This window comes from Lysinibacillus sp. RC79 (genome assembly GCF_041262405.1).
GTDB lineage: Bacteria > Bacillota > Bacilli > Bacillales_A > Planococcaceae > Lysinibacillus.
In genome coordinates, this window is record NZ_JBGCCD010000047.1 from 1 (window position 1) to 19,270 (window position 19,270).

A 19,270-nucleotide genomic window follows, 5' to 3' on the forward strand; every position below is an offset into this window, starting at 1 on the left:
GAGTGACGGAAAGAGTCGTCCAAACGACGGAAAGAAAGACAAAAGCGACGGAAAGAAGAGCCAAAGTGACGGATAGAAGTCAGAGCGACGGATAGAATTGCCAGAGTGACGGAAAGAGTCGTCCAAACGACGGAAAGAAAGACAAAAGCGACGGAAAGAAGAGCCAAAGTGACGGATAGAAGTCAGAGCGACGGATAGGATTGCCGAAGTGACGGATAGACTTGTCCGAACGACGGAATGAAAGACAAAAGCGACGGATGGAAGAGCCAAAGTGACGGATAGAAGTCAGAACGACGGATAGGATTGCCGAAGTGACGGATAGACTTGTCTGAACGACGGAATGAAAGACAAAAGCGACGGATAGACTCCCCCGTACTGGCGGATAGGATCCAGGAAAAACTTAGTGAAAAAACTTATCTAAGGGCAGAAAAACGCTGCACAAATCAGTGTGCAGCGTATCTTTAATCAAATAGATTTTCATATGGGGCGATGTCAATTTGCATCTCCTCTAATTTTTTGCGTAAAAATTTATGGTCGCGCTTAGGTGTTGCTTGGATATAGCCGCGAATAATCAAATCATGGTTAATGGCAGGTGCTTTTTCTTCTAATGCAAGCTCGCCAATTTTTCCTGCTATTTTTTCCTTTGCTACTTGTCTGAATAGCTCAGGTACAGGGCTTACAAGTTCATATAAAAGCTCTTTCTCCGGTTGTCCCCATAAATGAATAGTTTTATCTAAATAATACTCTTGCCAATCTAAATCAGATTTACCGTCCTGCTTTGGTAATGCCTTTAAAAATTTGCGGAACATAAAAAATCCGCCGATCGCCATAAATGAAATGAGTACAACTACCCAAAATAGGATAAACCATAAAAACCAACCACTTAACAAATCGTTCACCTCTTTGCCTTCTCTCACTCTATTATAAAAGCTTACATAAAAAAATTCATCCTAAATGTCCCTTTTTTAGCAATAAGTCAGTATATATGTATGAATAAAACCATGAGAATGGGTGGGGGGAGTAGTTTTTGGAAATTCGCGTTGTCAATTTAATAATCTATACTTTTAAATTTACCGAATTTCTTTTCTAATCTATAAGCTGTACTTGTAGGAATTTTTAACGCATTCGCTGCAGCCTGTACAGAAGCGTCAGGATTATCCTTTAAGTATTGCTGTATGCGGTTATATTTACCTTGTGGGTCCACACCTGAGCTAATGATTTTTGCTCTTTTATATGGATCAGGGGCAATGGGTACACTTATATCTAAGGGTACATTATTTGGTAATAAACTGTTGAATATAATTATATCTTCGTATACAGTGGCAGTTGGGAATAAATGTCCGATCATTTCCATTTGTTCGGATTTCTCTAAAAGGATATCAAAACGTTCTGCCACACTTAAATACTGCATAACAACATCGTAGTTAAATAAGTTGGCTTTAATTAATTCTTGTTTATTGGTTATTTGGTTATATCGTTCCTCATGTAACTTTAGTTCATTTTCAAGTAACGCTTTCTGGGAGTTGAGTTGTTCTTTTGACCAGGTACCATCAAGATATAGAGGTAAAAGACGGTCAATTTTGGATTTGATGTCATTCATTAATTTATGTGTCATATTAATTTCATTTTCGATTCGCTGTAAATCTTCATCGTTGTATTCAATTTGTATATACTGCTTTGCTAAAGTTTCATTTTTAATAATATCTTTTAAAGCTTTGATAAAGTTAGGTTCAACACGAATCGTGTTAATTGCTTCTAAATGGCAGTCTGACTGATGGCCAATGTAAAAATGTAACCATCGACCTTTTACACCTGACATACGAACAGCCATCTTTTTACCGCAATACGCACATGTCATATCTATGCGACGTAATATCTGAGGATCACCTTCAGGTCTACGACGATATTTACTTTTGCGTTTTTCTAAAATTTTTTGATACTCTTCATCTGTACATAATATAGGATAGACATTTTCAACTACTATTTTTTCACCATTTGAAAACTTTTTTATCATACGACCACAATAAACTTCGCTGGTTAGTTTATGAGATACAATTGAGGTTGTCCACGCTTTTCCTCTAGGAGTTTTGGTAATCTTATTTAATGCTTCTGCGATTGCTACATCTCCCATATTTTTATCCAAGTATGATTCTTTCATAAATAGGTAGACCCATGCCCACTTTTCATTTAATTCATAAGTACCTGTACTTTATCATAAATGTATTCTGATGGAGTAGGGCCCCAACCTTTCCCTTCGCGCGTGCGTTGCCTTTTCCCTCTCATCATACGACGTACAATAGCACGTTTTTCTCGCTGAGCAATTAAGTTTTTCAAATCAGAGATAAATTCATCATCTTCATTTGCCAGGTCTACAATTGTGCCAGGCTCAGCAATCTTTACTTTATTGTCTCGCAATATATCTTTAAGAAATTCCCAATTGAGAGTATCAAGGCGACTTAATCTATCTTGGTCAACACATAAAACAATATCTACGGCATTTTCCTCGACATAATCCATTAAACCGTTAAGTCCTTCTTTATTAAGTTTCCCACCACTATCTACATCTTTAAATTCAGCAACAATCTCCCAACCTTGGCTAATGGCATATCTAGTGAGTTCTTCTTTTTGTGCTTTTAAACTATATCTATCTTCCTGAAGCTTAGTGGAAACACGATAATATATTATAGTTTTCATTATTTTTCTCCTTATTATTTTTGCTAATTAAAATAATAAACACCTCTAATGGGAATGTTTGTTCTTTTTAAGGTAAAATTTTTTTACCATCTACTCGTTTTAAAGAAAGTAGCTCGATTGGAACTCCATTTTCTTCTATAGCATCATAGCTGGTAAAACAACAATAAATATTTTGAACTTCAAATAATTCATCTGGTAACAATAGTTCCACAGCAAATGTATTAGCTTCTATTTCAATTTTGTCAGTAGAAAATAATGTATTCTTTTTTAAAAACGCCGTATTTTCTTCTGGGTGTAATATAGAGTGTCCAAGTTCATGAGCACACGTCAAAAGTTGTTTATTGTACGGTAAATTCTCATTGATATGAATTACTTTGGTACGGTGAGATCTACTATAATAGCCATGAATTGACCCTAATGGCTCAAATACAATAACTATCCCTAGTAGATCAGCTAACTTAAAAGGATTGTTTGTGCTGTATTTTTTAACTAGTTGTCCAATAATCTCTTTAATATCCATCAAAACACCACCGTACTTTAATCTCTATATTTTTTAGGTGTAAATTTCTGTTTTGCCATACGTTTAGTTAATCGCAGAGTATTTTCCCAAGAAGCGATTAATAACTCTCTATCTTCTTCATCCAATTCTTCTAAAATTCTACCGTCGAAGGCAGCAAATGCATTGTCTACGTCCTCGTCATTAATTATTTTCTTTAGTTCTCTTTGGATAGCTAGCTCATCTTTATCGGTTAAATCATAGTAACGTTTCTCGTCAGTGCGTCCAAGTAAGTAATCAGTGCTAACATCAAAGTAGTCTGCTACCTTTTGTAATGTTTCACTTTTAGGAGAAACATTATCCCATCTTCTTATTTGACCATTTGAAATATTTATTTCTCTTTCTACTTCAGCAAAAGTTACTTTTCTCTCATCACATAACAATTTTATTCTTTTCACTAAACTCACTTATATCAACCTTTCGCAAGGCTTATCAAAACAATAATAACTTTTTAGTTATTGATATATTGACAAATGACTTTAAAGTTATTATACTGTGTTCATAAGCTAATTTATTGGCTAAAAAGGCAATAAAAAATACGACCTATTCATAAACATTTTTCGTTGGGGAACGGTTTAAATGTTGGTTTAAAGGCTTTTTAAAGTCTTATTTAGCTATGGGTTTATAATAGCAAAAAAGTCATTTCTGGTCAACTGGATTAGCAAATAATTTAGCTTAAAATTTTCCAAATAAGTAATGCGCTGTGATACCGAGCCAATGACGGTATAAATTATTCGGACTTATAGCTTATGTGACGGTAGCAACGTCAAGGCTTTTTGGAAGGAGGCAAAGTTATGCCAGAAGATTTAGGAGTACAAGTTCGTTCTGAACTGTTTAAACGAAAAATGAGACAAAAGGAATTAGCTGAAATGGTCGGCATTTCGAATGCTTATTTATCGGACATAATTCGTGGGCGTAAAGATGGCCCAAAGGCTCAGGAACACATCAAACACATTCGTAAGATATTAAGTATTTAAAACTAGAGAGGAGCGATGTTTAATGGCAACAAGTTCTCTTCCGATTGATCCGGAACGAGTACGTCAAAACGCGTATTTGCCTGTGAAATTATCTGAGCTATCTAAGTCAAATCCGGAAAAAGCATTGGAGCTTTTACAGGCTTGGGGTGATGGCACAAAAACAATAAAAAAACTGTGGGATGAGGTCATTCAATATGTGGGTGATACTATCCAGACCTCAAAGGTAGGTGAAACAAAATGAAAATCAAAGTAGCAGAGTGGTTGGCATTACCGGTTGAGGTTAAAGCAGATAAAATTCGTAAAGCATTTGAGAAATCATCAGCAGCACGTCAGAAGTAAATCTATCAATCTATTTGGAGGTTATGAGAATGGAAGCAGTATTGATTGTGGAAGGCATGGTTAATTCAATTCAAAAACGAATTGCTGAATACGAGGAAATTTCAAATGATTTAGCACACGATTACATTCAGTCGGATAAGCCATTCCCTACGGAAATTAAACAGCGTTATGACAATATTGGCACTTTGACAGAAGGGTTACAAGAGGCTGTAAACATCATTAAACAAGGTGATTACATGCGAGAAGATGTTGATTTGTCAGGTGGTGATGCTTAAACAACTAAAACGCCAAAATGTCATTAATCAATTGAATAAACTTGGCATCCACAGTATTGATGGACAACCATTAGAAGATGCCTTGTATACAACGTTACTTAAAACATTGGCGCTTAAACGTGCTGCACAGGATTGAAGGGCGGTGAATCGGTGAAAAGGAAGTTTCCTAAAGATCTAACAAGTTTAACATTTGGAAGATTAACTGTTTTAAAGCTTCATGAAGTGGTTACTTATAAGAACAATAAAAAGGTCGCTCGATGGTTATGTAAATGTAGTTGTGGAAAAGAAACCATAGTGTTTCGTTCTAATTTAATCAATGGGCACTCCACAAGTTGTGGTTGTTATCAAAAAGAGATTGTTTCTACCCATAACTTAACTAATCACCGTTTGTATAGTATATGGCTTGATATCAAAAAGAGATGTTTCGATAAAAACAGGAAATCGTACAAGGACTACGGTGGTAGAGGCATAACGATTTGTGATGAATGGAAAGAATTTATCAACTTCTATAATTGGTCTATTAATAACGGATATTCAAATTCTCTTACTATCGACAGGATCGATAACGATAGAGACTACGAACTTAGTAATTGCAGATGGACTACACGGTTTGTGCAAAATAATAACACACGAAAAAATGTGTATGTGGAGTTTGATGGAGAAAGAAAGACATTATCACAGTTAGCTAGAGAATATGAACTCAGTCCAAGCACAATAAAATACAGATTAAATAACGGTTATGAAGGTAAAGAGTTAGTAGCTAAACAAAACACTATAAAAAAGAAAAAGGTGGTTTAATTCTATGAAAAGTACTGGAATGATTCGCAAAGTAGATAATTTAGGACGTGTAGTTATTCCAAAAGAACTTAGAAACACTTTAGGGATTGATAAGCTAGATCCATTAGAAATCTTTACAGATGGCGACAAAATTGTCATCCAAAAATATCAACCAAATGCTGAGAAAGAAGAAGTAACAGTGGAATTAGAAAAGTTAGTAGCTGATGCAAAAAGCCAAAACATGATCGATGTACTGCAACGCGCTATTAAGTTGATTAAGTAGGTGATTCCATGCGTATAGGCTACACACACGCTGATGTATATGACAGAGAATCAGATTACTGGCAGGACATCGAAGATGCACAGAATGCCCAATTAGAGGCACAAAAAAACTTGTCGAAGGCTGCAACCAATGACAAGCAAATTCAAAATAATATCAACGGTATTGTACCACAGGAGGGTGAAAAATGACAAACGACTTAACAACTCAGTTTAATATTGCTCAAACAAATATAGATCAACAAAGTGTGTTAGCTCAATCAAGTGCTTCTCGTGAAATGGAAGAAGTAAAGGGAGCAATCTTCTTAGCAAAGCAATTCCCACGTAACTATTTTGAATCTGAAAAACGTATTCAGGATGCTTGTAAACGTCCCTCTTTAGCAACTACAGCAACGTATGCGTATAAGCGCGGTGCTTCAAAAGTGGAAGGGCCGTCCATTCGACTAGCTGAGGTATTAGCTCAAAACTGGGGGAACCTATCCTATGGTATCCAGGAGTTAGAACAACGTGATGGTGAATCTGTTGCAAAGGCTTATTGTTGGGATCTTGAAACAAATGTACGCCAAGAGAAAATATTCACAGTTAAGCATGTCCGAAGTGCGCGAGGAAGTTTAACTAAATTAACTGATCCAAGAGATATTTATGAACGTGTAGCTAGTGATGGAGCTAGAAGATTAAGAGCTTGTATTTTGGGTGTTATCCCAGGTGATGTGGTTGAAATGGCTGTAGATCAATGCCGTTTAACACTAGCTGGCCAATCAGAAAAACCATTAAAAGATCGCATTAGTGGTGCTTTAAGCCACTTCAAAGAGAACTATGGCGTAACACAAGAAATGATCGAAGAACACTTTGGATATAACGCTAGTTCATTTAGTGAGTTCGATCTTGCACAACTAACAAGTATCCGAAATTCGTTAAAGGACAATGTGTCTAAAGTTGAAGATTGGTTCAATAAGGATATTGGCAAACAACAAACAAGTGGACTAGCTGCAGACTTCGAAAAGGAGCAAAAATCTTCTAAAAAGGAAGAGGTGAAGTCAGATGCAGATACAACTAAACAATCAGAATTACCACTCGAATGAGGCGAATCAGCACTATATGTCATTATCACAGTTTAAAAGTGCAATAGAGTGTGAGAGTCGTTTAATAGCAGAGCTAAAGAGTGAGTATGAGCGTCCTAACTCTCTAGCTTTAACAGTTGGTTCCTATACACATTCAGCTTTTGAAAGTGACCAGGTTTTTACCGAGTTTATTGAAAAAAACAAAGGCGTTATTTTCAATACTAGAGGTGGTAAATACGCAGACTTTAAGCAAGCTGATTCCATGATTGAAACAATCAAAAATGACCGTTTTGCAATGTTCGCCCTGGAAGGTGAAAAAGAGGTTATTTATACAGGTGAATTATTCGGTGTTCTTTGGAAAATCAAAGTTGACGCAATAAATCATAGTCGAAAAACATTCACTGACTTAAAGACAACTCAGAGTCTTAGCAAGCGTTATTGGAGTGACAAATATAGTAAGTATGCTTCGTTCGTTGAAGCCTATGATTATGTGCTACAAATGGCAATTTATCGTGAAATAATCTATCAAAATACTGGTGCTTATTATGTTCCATACATCGTGGCAGTCACGAAGGAAACACCACCCGATAAAGCTATATTGCATTTTGACGATAGCCGATTCGAATTTGAATTGGAGTATGCGAAGGAACATTTACCAAGTATTGTTGCTGCTAAATCAGGCAATAAGGATCCTAAACGATGTGAAAAATGTGATTACTGTAGAGCGACAAAACAATTAAAAAATACCTTTGAAATTGAGTTTCTTTTGGAGTAGGTGATACCAAAATGGCAGACATAACGTGGATAAAAATTAAAACAGATATGTTCGATAACGAGAAAATCAAACTAATTGAACGGATGCCCGAAGGTGACACAATCTTAATCATTTGGATAAAACTACTCACTTATGCAGGCAAAGCGAATTACAACGGCTTTATCATGCTAAGTGAAAATATTCCGATGAACATTGAAGAAATGGCGATTATTTTTAACAGGCCATTAGAAAAAGTAAGGTATGCCATCCAAATACTGCAGCGTTACAAAATGCTTGAAGTAGACGAGCAAGAAGTGGTTCTAATAAGCAACTGGGAGAAACACCAAAACATCGATGGGATGGAAAAAATTCGTGAGCAGAATCGCTTAAGAAAGCAGAAACAACGCGAAAAAACAAGGAATCACGAGCTTTTAGAAATGGAAGAAAAAAGTCACGTGACAGTCACGCAATGTCACGCAACAGATAAAGATATAGATAAAGAGAAAGAATATATATTGTCGGGCAACAAAACTGACTCAATTCCTTACAAAGAAATTATTGATTATCTAAATCAAAAAGCTAATAAGAAATACAAACATACATCACAGAAAACACAAACTTTAATCAAAGCTAGATTTAAAGAGAAATTCACCTTAGAGGATTTCAAAACAGTCATCGATACAAAAACAACTCAATGGTTAACAGATCCTAAGATGTCAGTGTATTTACGTCCAGAGACATTATTCGGGACTAAATTCGAAGGATACTTGAACGAACAAAGCAAGTTTGTTCCAACAACACAATTACAAAATCAAAGCCCTGTACAAACACCAATGTACAAGCCAATTAATTTCGATATATCGAGAGGTGAAGGTTAATGCTTACAGAAGAAGCCGTGTTGGGGACGTTGTTAAAGTTTCCTCACTTACTGACAGATACAGACTTAAAGCCAAGCTATTTCCAATACGCTGAGAATCGCAATGTATTACAAGCTATGAAGGAGCTAAATGCTAAGGGCCAGGTTGTTGATTTAATAACTATGTTAACGCAAGGTAGGCCCGAAGACATTGGCGGTGCTGGAAAGCTTAATAAAATTCAGAACCTCGCAAACGAAGAAAAGTTTGATAGTTACGTTCAAATCTTACTAGAGAAATGGCGAGAGCGTGAAAAACTCAACATCCTGGAAGTGGCCAAACATGAAAACTGGAATCTCGAAAAGATCACGAATGAATTAAATAACCTGGTATCGAATAATACAGACGATCACAACAGCATTAATGAGCTAGTTATGCAGGTTGCAGAAGATCCATGGAAGCCAATGCAAGGAACAAAAGGAATACCTACAGGCTTAGAGGCATTACAGACCGCAACAAATGGCTGGCAGAATACAGATTTAATTATAGTAGCCGCGAGGCCCTCAATGGGGAAAACGGATTTTATGTTGCATTGTGTGAAACAAGCAGGTTGGCAAGGTTGTTTACCGATTGTCTTTAGTTTAGAAATGTCTGCAGTGAAATTAAGAGATCGTATGATTGCATCGACAGGCAGCTACAACCGTAACAAAATGAAGAACTTGTATGAACGATTAACAGAGGGCCAAAAAGAATCATGGATGAAGGTAATTGCACAGGTTTCTAAAACGAACGTTGAAATTTTTGATAAGAGTGGACAAACGATTTCAGAAATGCGAATGAAGATTAGAAAAATACACAATCAGAATCCTGACAAGCAGCTAATTATTTTCATCGATTACCTAACACTTATTAAGCCATCGGATGAATCGAAAAGTATGCACTTATCAATCTCAGAAATATCAAAGTCATTAAAAGCAATAGCGAAGGAATTTAATTGCCCTGTTATCTCGCTGGCGCAATTATCCCGAAGTGTTGAGAAACGTCCCGACAAGCGCCCGATGCTATCAGATTTACGTGAATCAGGAAGTATTGAGGAAGACGCAGATGTGGTTGTGTTCTTATACCGTGATGCCTATTACTCGAAAAACGATGAAGATGATTCGCTTGAAATCATCATGGCTAAAAATCGTGAGGGAGAAGTCGGCACAGTAAACGCTAAATTCAACAGATGGACAGGTGTAGTTAGTGACGTTTAATGAGTTACTACTTGATGCAATCAAGTGTGATGATGAACTACTTGCCTACTCAATTTACTGGCTCATAAAAAACAATGTCGTAAAGGGAATTGATTGGGCCAACAATATCAACTGGAATCTAGTAAACCATGAAGAAGTGAAGCAAATGAGAGAAGGCAATGAATTGAATTTGCAAACGATCAAGACTTATTCGGTTCCACTTGGTAACAGGCAGCACATGATTATTTTTGCAAAAAGCGAAGAATCAGCAAAGGGCCAAGTCTATACAGAGTTAGGAAGAATACCAACAAAGGTATTCGACATTTCAAACAAGATGGATATGAGCTTTTGGTTTCCTGAACAACAAAAAAATAAATCATTACGTCAGGTGAAAGATGAAACATTAATCTTTCCAGCTACAGCAATGATTTTCACGAAAGGATAGAGGCGAATGGATAAAGATACACAAAAAGCTGAGGTATTGAACAATCAGCAAACAGCACTTCAAAAAATCATAGAGATCACAAAAGGTTTAATCGACATGAACCCAGCATATGAAAAAATTCATAATATCGCACTTGAAGGATTGGAGGGGTCAAGATGACATTAAAAGAAAAGTTGTTGTCAGAATCACGTAACACCATTGAAGATTATTCCCTTCTATTCGCTTGCAATATAGAGCCAATGTTATTCAAGGAAGCTCAAAACGGTAAGAGTGAGTACTTGGTGGATTTTGATAACGATGACAAACACATTGTAACATCTGATCTTTTTATCAAAAATGTAAGTGAATTATTAGATGGTGTAAATGTAGAAGTAATACAAAAGCCAATAAGTGCGATTTTTCCGAGTCTAAAAACTAGTTATCTACGTTTAAGTTGGGGTGATATGAATGATTAACCGCGTTGTATTAGTTGGCCGTTTAACGAAAGATCCTGAATTACGCTATACACCAAATGGTGTTGCAACATGTCGCTTCACAGTAGCAGTTAATCGAACATTCAGAGGGCAGGATGGTGAACAAGAAACAGACTTCATTAGTTGTGTTGCTTGGAGAAAGCAAGCTGAGAATCTAGTAAACTTTCAACGAAAAGGTAATTTAATAGGCGTTGAAGGGCGTATTCAAACAGGCAGCTATGAGGGCCAAGATGGTAAACGAATTTACACTACAGACGTTGTTGCCGATAGCATTCAATTCTTAGAGCCAAATAAAGGCTCAGAAAGCGCTCAGAATGGTTCGAACGTGCGTTCTGATACAAATGGAAGGGCAACATCTCAAAACGGCTCAGGAGGCTATAAACAGCCACAAAACACACAACCAAATTACACAAGAACTGACGAAGATCCATTTGCAAATAGTAAAGGCCCTGTCGAGGTGAGTGAAGATGATCTTCCATTCTGATTCCACAAGGAGAAACTATGAACAAACTAACATTTGAAATACCAGGGAATGTACAACCACAGCAAAGGCCTAAAGCGACAACTAGAGGGAAAATCGTAACAATCTACGATCCGAAAGAATCAAAAGAATATAAGAAATATGTTGCGGCTGTAGCTGAAAAATATGCGCTTGATAGTTTGATAACACAAGAAATTAAATTGACTATCGATGTATACAGACCGTTAACACAAGAAATTATCAAAAGTCATAACAAACTTACAGCTGCTATAAACGGCACATTACGTCCGACTAAGAAACCTGATATTGACAACCTAGTCAAGGGAATTAAAGACGGTATAACGAATGTGATCTGGAAAGATGATAGCCAAGTTACGGAATTACTAGCTCGCAAATGGTACGGAGAAAGTCCTAAAGCTGTAGTCACGATAGAATGGGAATCTGACAACAGCGAGCAAATGAAACTTTTCCAAAGCAACTAACAAAGGAGATATTCAAAATGACAAACATTCAACTAAACGTATTATTCAAAAAGATGCAAAAGGACGATAAAAAAGAGGTCTTAATGTTCCATATCCTAAGTGATGAACTACCACATGCGGACGAGCTTCTTAAATTACCAGGCAGGATTGCTATTTTAAAAGTACAAGATCAAGAAGGGGTAGGCGCTGAGTTCGTATCTATCCAACGTGATGATAAAAAGACAGTACTAAAATTCAATGTTAAACGTGATTCTAAAAAGGTTTATGAGCTTTATAGATTCGCTGGCAATAACGTCAAATTAGAAATCAAACCTTCTCAGATGTCCATTGATGAATTTTACGAAACAGAAGAAGAGGAGGAAGAAGAACAAGACGATCAAATGAGCATAGAAGACGTTCAACAGCAACCTAGCGTGACTGAATAAAAATTGAATAGAGGGCCTGTTTTTTGAGGCTCTCATTTTTATACCCAAGAACAGCGGAGAGGTGGGGAAATGACATGAAAATCCCTTGGCACAAACGTATTTACGCTTTATACAAAGGTGAACAGTTTGTTGCAGAAGGAACGATACGAGAAATCAGTAGAGAAACAGGTAAAACAATTGATTTCTTGAAGTATATGACTTACCCAATATATAAAAAGCGAAGTATAAACGGTAAAAATCGACTGAAAATGATTTCTCTAGATGATTAATCGAAAGAAAATGTTCAGTAAGGGGAACGTTGGACAGGGATAAAAACAGACTGTCCATAGACAGCCTATTTAATAAATTTATCTAGTTTTTTACATTTCTTCATTAGATTCTTTAGCAAATGGTGTTAATAAAACCCCTGCTAAAAACAAGATGTAACCTGTCCATTTTATCCATCTATAATATTGATGGTCTCTTAAAAAGTAAAATGAAGTAAGTATGATAGTAATACCGATAATAATAATACCGATAGCAATCATCCACTTTAAAGCAATCGGAATTTTTGACATTCTTAGGGCCCCTTTTTATGTATATTTTTTGGAAATAATATTACATATCCAAATGTACCATATAAAGGGTTTACTGTAAAAAGTATATACTATTAATTGTTTTTTAATATACCATCCAAAATTTATAGGTAGTTAATATTTAACATAAGTTCTCGACGCTACATCAAACTAATGAACAATATGAGAAAAGTAATTATAAAAGGGTCACCAGGCTAAGAGGCGACCCTTAAATCGGAAATATTAACAATCTCTATCTCTATTCATGAAAGTAGCGCCGACAATAATTAGAAGAATAAATAGAACTACAATTAAGGCAAATGTTGAACCATTACGATTTCCACCGTAATAGCATCCATCGTTAATGCCACCAACATTTCCACCATAGTATCCCATATAAAACACCTCCTTTTTACTATATATTATGCTGGCTGCAGAGAAGGAGTGTGGTTGTTAAACCATTCAGCTATGGGCATTAAAAAATATATTTTTGTGAGATAAGACCATAGAAAAAGGGCCACCTGGGATGGAGTGACCCTTAGTAGAAAGGTTGGGAAGTGTAAGGCTAAATTAGCTTTACCTTACTATTATTATGATGTGATAGCTATGTTTGTATAGTGAATTGCCTGTGAAATAGAATTAAAAATAAAAGTACAGATTTAAATAAATTAACAAACAAGGTAGGTGCTGCACATGCCTACGTTATCGCGTAGTGAAATACAGAACATCGAGAAATATTGGATTGAATACGAACAATATAAGAAAAAATTACAATACCGTGAGTGGGAGTTGTTGCATCCACATAATCAAGGCGGTGAAATGGTTGGTGGTCGTAGTAAAACGATTTCTGATACAACAGCCAAGAAAGCTATGGTGCTTGCTAACGATGCCTATTATCAAAATTTAAAGCGCATCATCAAAACTGTAGAAGACCTATACAGTGAGTTAGATGAGGATGTGCGTACCATTGTAGATATGCGTTATTGGGATAAAGACGGCTGTTACGAATGGGAAGATATAGCTGACAAGTTATACATGTCTCGTAATAAAGTATTGCGGAAACGAAATAACTTGATTGACAAAACTGCAATTAGGATAGGTTGGATTTGAAATAAAAAATAAAGATCCCAGGTGAATATTAACACCTGGGATTACTTTTATTTTTTTAGTTTTAATATCCATCCTTTTACTAAATAGTACCTTTTTTCATTGAATTGCCATATCCATTCACTTTTAGTGACAATATCAAATTCAACAAGTAATTTTTCGGTAATTCTCCCTTTAATGCCTAAGTCATCTGCTTCTAATTGGTTTTGAATATTCTTATCTAATAGTTGTTCTGGAGAAGATAATATTTTAGCAACTTGAGGATTTTCATTATCTTCATTTTCAGACCATATAAATTGTTCTGATGTAACAAGAGCATATGAATCACTTTCGGTATCTAGTAGATTATTGATTTGCTCAATATGTTTTTCCGCTGCAATTTCTGCTAGGTTATCAGATTTTGTTATTAAGTGCTGTTTGTGTATACCTTTTGATAGTCGTGCAAATACACTATATGGAGATACTAGTTGTGTTGAGACGGTTGAAGAAATTACTAAATTGAATTTTTCAGAAACAATTTTATTAGGAAAGATTGTTTGATCATTAATAATATCTTCTAATACTTTTTTAGCCGAAAAAAACCCATTATCCCTTGCTACATAGTGAATGAATTTATTTAGATATTTTTGATTAATATTAGAAAGATCTGTATTAATTAATTCAAATTTATTTTCTGTTTTAATCTTTTTGGCTGTCTCTTTTAATGTATCACCATCAATATCAAGTAAAGTTATTGAATTAAATTGATTTGCTAATCCCAACAAAGGAAGATCGTTACCGTTTCCTACACCTATTACAATTGCATTATTTTTTATTTTAAGGTTAGGTAAAACTTTTTCTATTAAACTATGTATCTCTTTTCTATGATCTTCCCAAAAAACATTATATTTATTAGCATCTGAATTAAATTCATTATAAAGTGATTGCAAATTATTCGACATTAAGTTCACCTCTGCATTATTTTGTTTCATTTTACTATATCTAGGTAATAAAGAAAAATAAACTTCTTAACACTAGCGAAGTTCACAAAAATCTGTAGTAAATTGATATTGTGAAGTAATAACAAAAGCGCACGGAAATGCGTAAACAAAGTTGCATTACAAATATAAGCACGTTCGCTTGTACGTGTGTTTCGCAAACAAGCATGAGAGGCTACTGAATTGGTAGTCTCTTTTTCTAATGACAATACGTTCCATTTATCCTATGATATATAGGTAGATGGGAGGTGATGGCAGATGAATGAAAAATATAAAGATTTTCTTGAGGAACTTAGAGTGGATGAAGAAAAACAAGCCTTGTTACTAAAAGCATTAGAGGATTTCAAACAGTATAATGGCGGGAAATCTATTGTCGAAGTGACAGAAGAAAAAGCTAAACAAGCATTTAACGATTTTCTAAACTTTAGAAAGTAACAAGTTTACATAAAGGTCACATCTAACAAGGTGTAGCTTTAAACTACTAAAAATAAAAGGATAAACTATGAATAAAAAAATTGTATATGCAATTATAATGATTTTTCCTATAATTATTAATTACGGATTATTGTCTTGGCGAGCTCCAGGTGTTGTAGGTGATACTTCAGCATGGCTTGGGTTTTTAGGAAGTTATCTGGGATTTATTGGAGCTGTATCAATAGCCTTATTTCAAAACAGGAAACAAAAAGAAAGAGATAATCAACAAGATTTAGAAAATAAGAGATCATATGTTGTTGTAAATGATATGATTGCTCATTTAAAATTAAAGAAAATAAAAACCCATGAAAACAGTAGGATAATAGAAACACCTGCTTATCTAGATATTTTAGATGAAGTTGGAAGTAATTATGGAGATTATACTACGACTTACTTAAATATATCACAATACGGAAACTCTCCTGTTATCATGAATTGCAAAATAGATGTTGAATATAGCGGTAATGACAATATACAAAAAAAATTAGAAGCAAATATCGGAGTTCTTGAACAAGGTGTTGAAGTGTTTATACCAATAGTCCCTACTGGAGCACAATTGGGTGAACTAGTTGAAATCAATACTATAAAAGTGAATTATCTAACACTTTCTGGTGAAAAGATGAAGTGGGAAATTAGGCATCTGGAGGATATTGAATATTACGCATATTTTAATAAAGATGGAAAAGAGACAGAACTCTTTAGAACACCAATTAATAATGCCACTTGGACTTATCCAAATAAATTAAAAGAACAAGTATAAGAGCAATCTGTAAGCATCTCAAACGAGGTGCTTTTTATTATGCCTTGAAGACTGTATCAAACAGCCATACAAATAATGATGGACTAGTTAACGGGCGAGTAAGTATCTCAGGAACATTAGATACCGAATAGCGCTGGCATGTACTAGTAACCAATAGGGCAGAGTTTGATGCAGTCTTGAAGATATAAAGTCGAAAGTTAAACAGACTATAAAAGCTAATGAGCAAATCATTATTGATTGTGGAGGGCGAGCTAATGGCTAAATGTAATAAACATTTATGGCTAGATACAAATGACGGTAGCTTTGACCAACGGTGTATTAATTGCGGGATTAAAAGAATGCAAGGCGTAATGGCTATGCCAACTATCGCTATTGATCATCAACCTAAAATAGAAATAAATGTTCAACAACATTCTATTACTGAACAACTATTATTGGCAGCTGGTAAAGCACAGGCTCTAGAATTTCGTAGGTTGTTAAATAACTGTTAACTATAAATTGTGGAGGGATGAACAATGGCAAACGTTAGTGGAATCACAATCGAATTAGAATTTGATAATAAATCTAAATTAAAGTTACGAGCAATAGCAAAGCATGCAGGAGCATTGGCTGATGAGTCGGATAGGATTGATAACATGAAAGAGTGTCCAGCGTGTGGCTCGTATAATATAGTAACAGCAACTTTAATAGATACAGAATCAAATAAAGCTCTTAGTGAAAATATAAAATGTGCTGATTGTGATTATGAACTGCCAACACAATTAGAAGGCAGCGACTAACAACATGCAAGAATACAAATCACTCGAGCAAAAGCGAAAGTTCTATGACAGTGGTGATTGGAAACATATTCGTGCTGCAGTAAAGAAACGCGACAACAATGAATGTCAAGAATGCAAACGCAATGGTCTTGTTCGAATAGATGACGCAAACGAACTCAACAAAGATGGCACACGAAAGAAGATTCAATTAGTGGTCCATCACATCAAAGAACTAGAAGATCATCCAGACTTAGCACTCGACATTAACAATCTCGAAACACTTTGTGTTGATTGTCATAACCGTATTCATGGTCGAGTATTCAGTAAACCGAACAAATGGAAACACGACGAGAAATGGTAACACCCCCCGGGTAAAAGGTTTTGCGATTTCTTGAAACCTGGGCACCGGTGATGGGCTCAACTGTCTGAAAATATTCGAAAAATAAATCCTTCACATTAGGGGTGATAGGGGGGGAGGGGTTACATGAAAAAAGATAGATTTGAGGAATTAAAAAAACAATTACTAGCACGTATCGATACTAAAGATTTGCTAGAGGTGAAAAAAGTTAATGATTTAATTCGTTTACATGAATTAGATGCAGAATGCGATAAAGTGATTGATCGTGATGGGGTAAGCATCGTCATTGAAAATGGCTCGCAGAAATTTATAAAGAGTCATCCAAGTATGAATGAGAAGATGAAAATTAACGCTCAAAAAATCGCATTAGAAAAATCGATTAAATTTAAATTAAAAACAATGCCTGCTCCTGCTGCCCCTTCAACTGTGGAAGGCAAACCGAAGCGTGGTAGTTTAATTTGATTACTTATAGCTACGTAGAAGATTATATTTCGATGTGGCGAAATGGCGACATCATATTAAACAAAGAACGCATAATGCTTATTGAGTGGCTTGAAGCAGATATCCTAACGATGGATGACGTTTATTTTGATAGCAAGCACATTGAGCAATTTATACAATTTGCTGAAAAGTGGTATTTCAAATTAGAGCCATTCCAAACATTTATTACTTGTTTTATTTTCTTGCGTTATAAGGATACAGATGATTTAGTATTCGATGAGTTTTTTATTTACATGGCACGTGGTGCTGGTAAAAACGGCTTTATTTCAGCATTAGTTAACTATTTGATTAGTGAATTACATGGAATCGAATTTTATAATGTATCAATCGTAGCAAATAGTGAAAAGCAAGCTAAGACTTCATTTACAGAAGTCTACAATGCTATTGATATGAACGATGATTTGAAGTCCTATTTCAAACACCAAAAAGCTGTTATTGAATCGGTAGATACAAAAGCTATCTTCCAATTCCATACTTCAAACGCAAGTACGAAAGATGGTTTGCGAGATGGTTGTGTTATTTATGACGAAGTTCATGAATACGAAAATAACGATGTAGTAGATGTATTCTCGGGTGGTCTCGGTAAAGTGCGAGACAGTCGGGAATTTTTTATTGGTACAGATGGATTTGTTCGTGATGGTTTTATTGATCGTTTAAAAGAACGCGCAATGAGTATTTTAAAACGCGAGGTTTCAGTAAAAGAAGATTCTTTATTTCCTTTCATGTGTTGTATTGATGATGAAGAAGAAATGCACAACCCAGATATGTGGCAAAAAGCCAATCCACAGTTTCATCCACCTTTAAGTAACTATGCAAAAACATTATTTAAGAAAGTAATGAAGCAATACAAGAAACTAGAAAACGATTCATCAGGGTACGAAAACTTTATTACTAAACGTATGAATCTACCAAAAGTCAACTTGGAAAAATCAGTTGCATCATGGGAGAAAATTAAAGCAACCAATCAAGGATATGATTTATCTGAATTAAAAAAACGTGAGTGCATTGGTTCTGTTGACTATGCAGCTATTCGAGATTTTGTTGCATGTGGATTGCTTTTCTTGAGAAATGATCATTACATCATACCAAGAGAACTATCATTTTCATTTGTTTGCAAACCTTTTGCTGATAAGCATTACGGTTATAGTTCACCGAAAGCCGAAGGTAATAATAAAAAAGACCATCGTAAATTTGCACCAATTAGAGAGTGGGAAAATGAGGGCTTGTTAAAGGTGCTAGATAAAGATTCGATGGATCCCTATATCGTTGTTGGATGGTTTGTTAATCATTCGTAATGAAGGTTGGAATATAAAAAAAATTATAGGTGATAGTTTCCGTATGGAAATTTTACGCCCTTTATTTGAGGCAGAAGGTTTTGAAGTTGAAGTGATTCGTAATCCAGATGCAGCAAGTGCTTTGCTATCACCCAAAATTGACCTTGCATTTGATGACGAGCGAGTAATTTTTGGAGACAACCCAATCATGAGGTGGTACACAAATAACGTTCTAGTTGTCATAGATAACAAAGGTAATAAATTGTATCGAAAGAAAGAACCGGTTAAACGTAAAACAGATGGTTTTATGATGTTTTTATATGGTGTATGGGCTTCGAGAGATTTAGATGATACAGATGTCAGTGAAACTTTAGATGCGCTAGAAACGATTGATTTTTAG

At 35.3% G+C, this 19,270-nt stretch carries 33 protein-coding genes and 1 pseudogene; 26 read left to right on the forward strand and 8 right to left on the reverse strand.

Translation table 11 applies throughout. The features are described 5' to 3' along the window. Window positions 1-461 precede the first annotated feature (461 nt). The 5 genes from ABH968_RS26110 to ABH968_RS26130 all read right to left on the reverse strand — a co-directional run bounded on the left by ABH968_RS26110 (window position 462) and on the right by ABH968_RS26130 (window position 3,657). The gene (locus ABH968_RS26110; RefSeq protein WP_370048786.1) at window positions 462-890 is read right to left on the reverse strand and encodes a DUF2621 domain-containing protein; all 429 of its coding nucleotides are present in this window, start codon (window positions 888-890) and stop codon (window positions 462-464) included. A gap of 158 nt (window positions 891-1,048) precedes the next feature. Then, the gene (locus ABH968_RS26115) at window positions 1,049-2,158 is read right to left on the reverse strand and encodes a recombinase family protein (RefSeq protein WP_370048709.1); all 1,110 of its coding nucleotides are present in this window, start codon (window positions 2,156-2,158) and stop codon (window positions 1,049-1,051) included. Between the two features lie 29 nt (window positions 2,159-2,187). Further along, a complete protein-coding gene (locus ABH968_RS26120) occupies window positions 2,188-2,694 on the reverse strand; it encodes a recombinase family protein (protein WP_370048710.1) in 507 nt (168 codons plus the stop codon). 67 nt (window positions 2,695-2,761) lie between these two features. Continuing rightward, entirely contained in the window at window positions 2,762-3,214 is a 453-nt protein-coding gene (locus tag ABH968_RS26125) for an ImmA/IrrE family metallo-endopeptidase (RefSeq protein WP_370048712.1), read from the reverse strand. 17 nt (window positions 3,215-3,231) lie between these two features. Further along, window positions 3,232-3,657 (reverse strand): helix-turn-helix domain-containing protein, encoded by a 426-nt coding sequence (locus tag ABH968_RS26130; RefSeq protein ID WP_370048714.1) that lies wholly within the window; start codon window positions 3,655-3,657, stop codon window positions 3,232-3,234. Window positions 3,658-4,044: 387 nt separating this feature from the next. Between ABH968_RS26130 and ABH968_RS26135 the strand changes: the two genes are divergently transcribed. From ABH968_RS26135 to ABH968_RS26220, 18 genes are all read left to right on the forward strand, one after another. After that, window positions 4,045-4,227, forward strand: a complete 183-nt coding sequence (locus ABH968_RS26135; protein WP_370048716.1) for a helix-turn-helix domain-containing protein — start codon at window positions 4,045-4,047, stop codon at window positions 4,225-4,227. Window positions 4,228-4,249: 22 nt separating this feature from the next. Further along, window positions 4,250-4,468 carry a hypothetical protein gene (locus tag ABH968_RS26140; protein WP_370048718.1) on the forward strand — a complete coding sequence of 73 codons (219 nt, stop codon included), beginning with the start codon at window positions 4,250-4,252 and terminating at the stop codon, window positions 4,466-4,468. Between the two features lie 127 nt (window positions 4,469-4,595). Then, window positions 4,596-4,841: a hypothetical protein gene (locus ABH968_RS26145; protein ID WP_370048720.1), complete on the forward strand. Its 246-nt coding sequence runs from the start codon at window positions 4,596-4,598 to the stop codon at window positions 4,839-4,841. Next, entirely contained in the window at window positions 4,834-4,977 is a 144-nt protein-coding gene (locus tag ABH968_RS26150) for a hypothetical protein (protein ID WP_370048722.1), read from the forward strand. The genes ABH968_RS26145 and ABH968_RS26150 overlap by 8 nt, the downstream gene beginning before the upstream one ends. Window positions 4,978-4,991: 14 nt before the next feature. Next, window positions 4,992-5,639 (forward strand): hypothetical protein, encoded by a 648-nt coding sequence (locus tag ABH968_RS26155; RefSeq protein WP_370048724.1) that lies wholly within the window; start codon window positions 4,992-4,994, stop codon window positions 5,637-5,639. Window positions 5,640-5,643: 4 nt separating this feature from the next. Next, window positions 5,644-5,901 (forward strand): AbrB/MazE/SpoVT family DNA-binding domain-containing protein, encoded by a 258-nt coding sequence (locus tag ABH968_RS26160; RefSeq protein WP_370048725.1) that lies wholly within the window; start codon window positions 5,644-5,646, stop codon window positions 5,899-5,901. 8 nt (window positions 5,902-5,909) lie between these two features. After that, window positions 5,910-6,089: a hypothetical protein gene (locus ABH968_RS26165; RefSeq protein ID WP_370048727.1), complete on the forward strand. Its 180-nt coding sequence runs from the start codon at window positions 5,910-5,912 to the stop codon at window positions 6,087-6,089. Then, window positions 6,086-6,979 carry a hypothetical protein gene (locus ABH968_RS26170; protein ID WP_370048729.1) on the forward strand — a complete coding sequence of 298 codons (894 nt, stop codon included), beginning with the start codon at window positions 6,086-6,088 and terminating at the stop codon, window positions 6,977-6,979. Before ABH968_RS26165 ends, ABH968_RS26170 begins: the two co-directional genes overlap by 4 nt. Next, entirely contained in the window at window positions 6,939-7,733 is a 795-nt protein-coding gene (locus tag ABH968_RS26175; protein ID WP_370048731.1) for a PD-(D/E)XK nuclease-like domain-containing protein, read from the forward strand. The genes ABH968_RS26170 and ABH968_RS26175 overlap by 41 nt, the downstream gene beginning before the upstream one ends. An 11-nt stretch (window positions 7,734-7,744) precedes the next feature. Further along, entirely contained in the window at window positions 7,745-8,590 is an 846-nt protein-coding gene (locus tag ABH968_RS26180; protein WP_370048733.1) for a phage replisome organizer N-terminal domain-containing protein, read from the forward strand. Next, window positions 8,590-9,822 (forward strand): replicative DNA helicase, encoded by a 1,233-nt coding sequence (locus tag ABH968_RS26185; RefSeq protein WP_370048735.1) that lies wholly within the window; start codon window positions 8,590-8,592, stop codon window positions 9,820-9,822. Before ABH968_RS26180 ends, ABH968_RS26185 begins: the two co-directional genes overlap by 1 nt. Then, window positions 9,812-10,246 carry a hypothetical protein gene (locus tag ABH968_RS26190; protein ID WP_370048737.1) on the forward strand — a complete coding sequence of 145 codons (435 nt, stop codon included), beginning with the start codon at window positions 9,812-9,814 and terminating at the stop codon, window positions 10,244-10,246. Before ABH968_RS26185 ends, ABH968_RS26190 begins: the two co-directional genes overlap by 11 nt. Before the next feature lie 6 nt (window positions 10,247-10,252). Next, window positions 10,253-10,405 (forward strand): hypothetical protein, encoded by a 153-nt coding sequence (locus ABH968_RS26195; protein ID WP_370048739.1) that lies wholly within the window; start codon window positions 10,253-10,255, stop codon window positions 10,403-10,405. Further along, window positions 10,402-10,701 carry a hypothetical protein gene (locus ABH968_RS26200; RefSeq protein ID WP_370048741.1) on the forward strand — a complete coding sequence of 100 codons (300 nt, stop codon included), beginning with the start codon at window positions 10,402-10,404 and terminating at the stop codon, window positions 10,699-10,701. The genes ABH968_RS26195 and ABH968_RS26200 overlap by 4 nt, the downstream gene beginning before the upstream one ends. Then, window positions 10,694-11,203 (forward strand): single-stranded DNA-binding protein, encoded by a 510-nt coding sequence (gene ssb / locus ABH968_RS26205; protein ID WP_370048742.1) that lies wholly within the window; start codon window positions 10,694-10,696, stop codon window positions 11,201-11,203. The genes ABH968_RS26200 and ssb overlap by 8 nt, the downstream gene beginning before the upstream one ends. Before the next feature lie 17 nt (window positions 11,204-11,220). After that, complete coding sequence (locus ABH968_RS26210; RefSeq protein ID WP_370048744.1) at window positions 11,221-11,682, forward strand: RusA family crossover junction endodeoxyribonuclease; 462 nt, start codon at window positions 11,221-11,223, stop codon at window positions 11,680-11,682. Between the two features lie 17 nt (window positions 11,683-11,699). Next, window positions 11,700-12,107, forward strand: coding sequence for a hypothetical protein (locus ABH968_RS26215; protein WP_370048746.1), 408 nt, complete (start codon window positions 11,700-11,702; stop codon window positions 12,105-12,107). A gap of 74 nt (window positions 12,108-12,181) precedes the next feature. Beyond that, window positions 12,182-12,376 (forward strand): hypothetical protein, encoded by a 195-nt coding sequence (locus ABH968_RS26220; RefSeq protein ID WP_370048747.1) that lies wholly within the window; start codon window positions 12,182-12,184, stop codon window positions 12,374-12,376. 90 nt (window positions 12,377-12,466) lie between these two features. Here ABH968_RS26220 and ABH968_RS26225 read toward each other — a convergent pair whose 3' ends face one another. Together ABH968_RS26225 and ABH968_RS26230 are read right to left on the reverse strand one after the other, a co-directional pair. Continuing rightward, window positions 12,467-12,664: a hypothetical protein gene (locus ABH968_RS26225; protein WP_370048748.1), complete on the reverse strand. Its 198-nt coding sequence runs from the start codon at window positions 12,662-12,664 to the stop codon at window positions 12,467-12,469. Between the two features lie 240 nt (window positions 12,665-12,904). Then, window positions 12,905-13,057, reverse strand: a complete 153-nt coding sequence (locus ABH968_RS26230; protein ID WP_370048750.1) for a YjcZ family sporulation protein — start codon at window positions 13,055-13,057, stop codon at window positions 12,905-12,907. Between the two features lie 297 nt (window positions 13,058-13,354). Here ABH968_RS26230 and ABH968_RS26235 point away from each other — a divergent pair, with 297 nt between their 5' ends. Continuing rightward, window positions 13,355-13,771 (forward strand): hypothetical protein, encoded by a 417-nt coding sequence (locus ABH968_RS26235; protein WP_370048752.1) that lies wholly within the window; start codon window positions 13,355-13,357, stop codon window positions 13,769-13,771. Between the two features lie 47 nt (window positions 13,772-13,818). Here the strand turns inward: ABH968_RS26235 and ABH968_RS26240 are convergent, their stop codons facing one another. Then, the gene (locus tag ABH968_RS26240) at window positions 13,819-14,709 is read right to left on the reverse strand and encodes a hypothetical protein (RefSeq protein WP_370048753.1); all 891 of its coding nucleotides are present in this window, start codon (window positions 14,707-14,709) and stop codon (window positions 13,819-13,821) included. Window positions 14,710-15,003: 294 nt separating this feature from the next. Here ABH968_RS26240 and ABH968_RS26245 point away from each other — a divergent pair, with 294 nt between their 5' ends. From ABH968_RS26245 to ABH968_RS26275, 7 genes and pseudogenes are all read left to right on the forward strand, one after another. Then, window positions 15,004-15,180: a hypothetical protein gene (locus ABH968_RS26245; RefSeq protein WP_370048755.1), complete on the forward strand. Its 177-nt coding sequence runs from the start codon at window positions 15,004-15,006 to the stop codon at window positions 15,178-15,180. Between the two features lie 67 nt (window positions 15,181-15,247). Continuing rightward, window positions 15,248-15,979: a hypothetical protein gene (locus ABH968_RS26250; RefSeq protein ID WP_370048757.1), complete on the forward strand. Its 732-nt coding sequence runs from the start codon at window positions 15,248-15,250 to the stop codon at window positions 15,977-15,979. A gap of 254 nt (window positions 15,980-16,233) precedes the next feature. After that, window positions 16,234-16,470: a hypothetical protein gene (locus tag ABH968_RS26255; protein WP_370048758.1), complete on the forward strand. Its 237-nt coding sequence runs from the start codon at window positions 16,234-16,236 to the stop codon at window positions 16,468-16,470. A gap of 24 nt (window positions 16,471-16,494) precedes the next feature. After that, window positions 16,495-16,758, forward strand: a complete 264-nt coding sequence (locus ABH968_RS26260) for a hypothetical protein (RefSeq protein WP_370048760.1) — start codon at window positions 16,495-16,497, stop codon at window positions 16,756-16,758. Window positions 16,759-16,762: 4 nt separating this feature from the next. Next, window positions 16,763-17,098 (forward strand): HNH endonuclease, encoded by a 336-nt coding sequence (locus tag ABH968_RS26265; protein WP_370048762.1) that lies wholly within the window; start codon window positions 16,763-16,765, stop codon window positions 17,096-17,098. 123 nt (window positions 17,099-17,221) lie between these two features. Further along, entirely contained in the window at window positions 17,222-17,557 is a 336-nt protein-coding gene (locus tag ABH968_RS26270) for a terminase (RefSeq protein WP_370048763.1), read from the forward strand. Next, window positions 17,554-19,270 (forward strand): annotated as a pseudogene (locus ABH968_RS26275) (terminase large subunit domain-containing protein). Before ABH968_RS26270 ends, ABH968_RS26275 begins: the two are co-directional and overlap by 4 nt.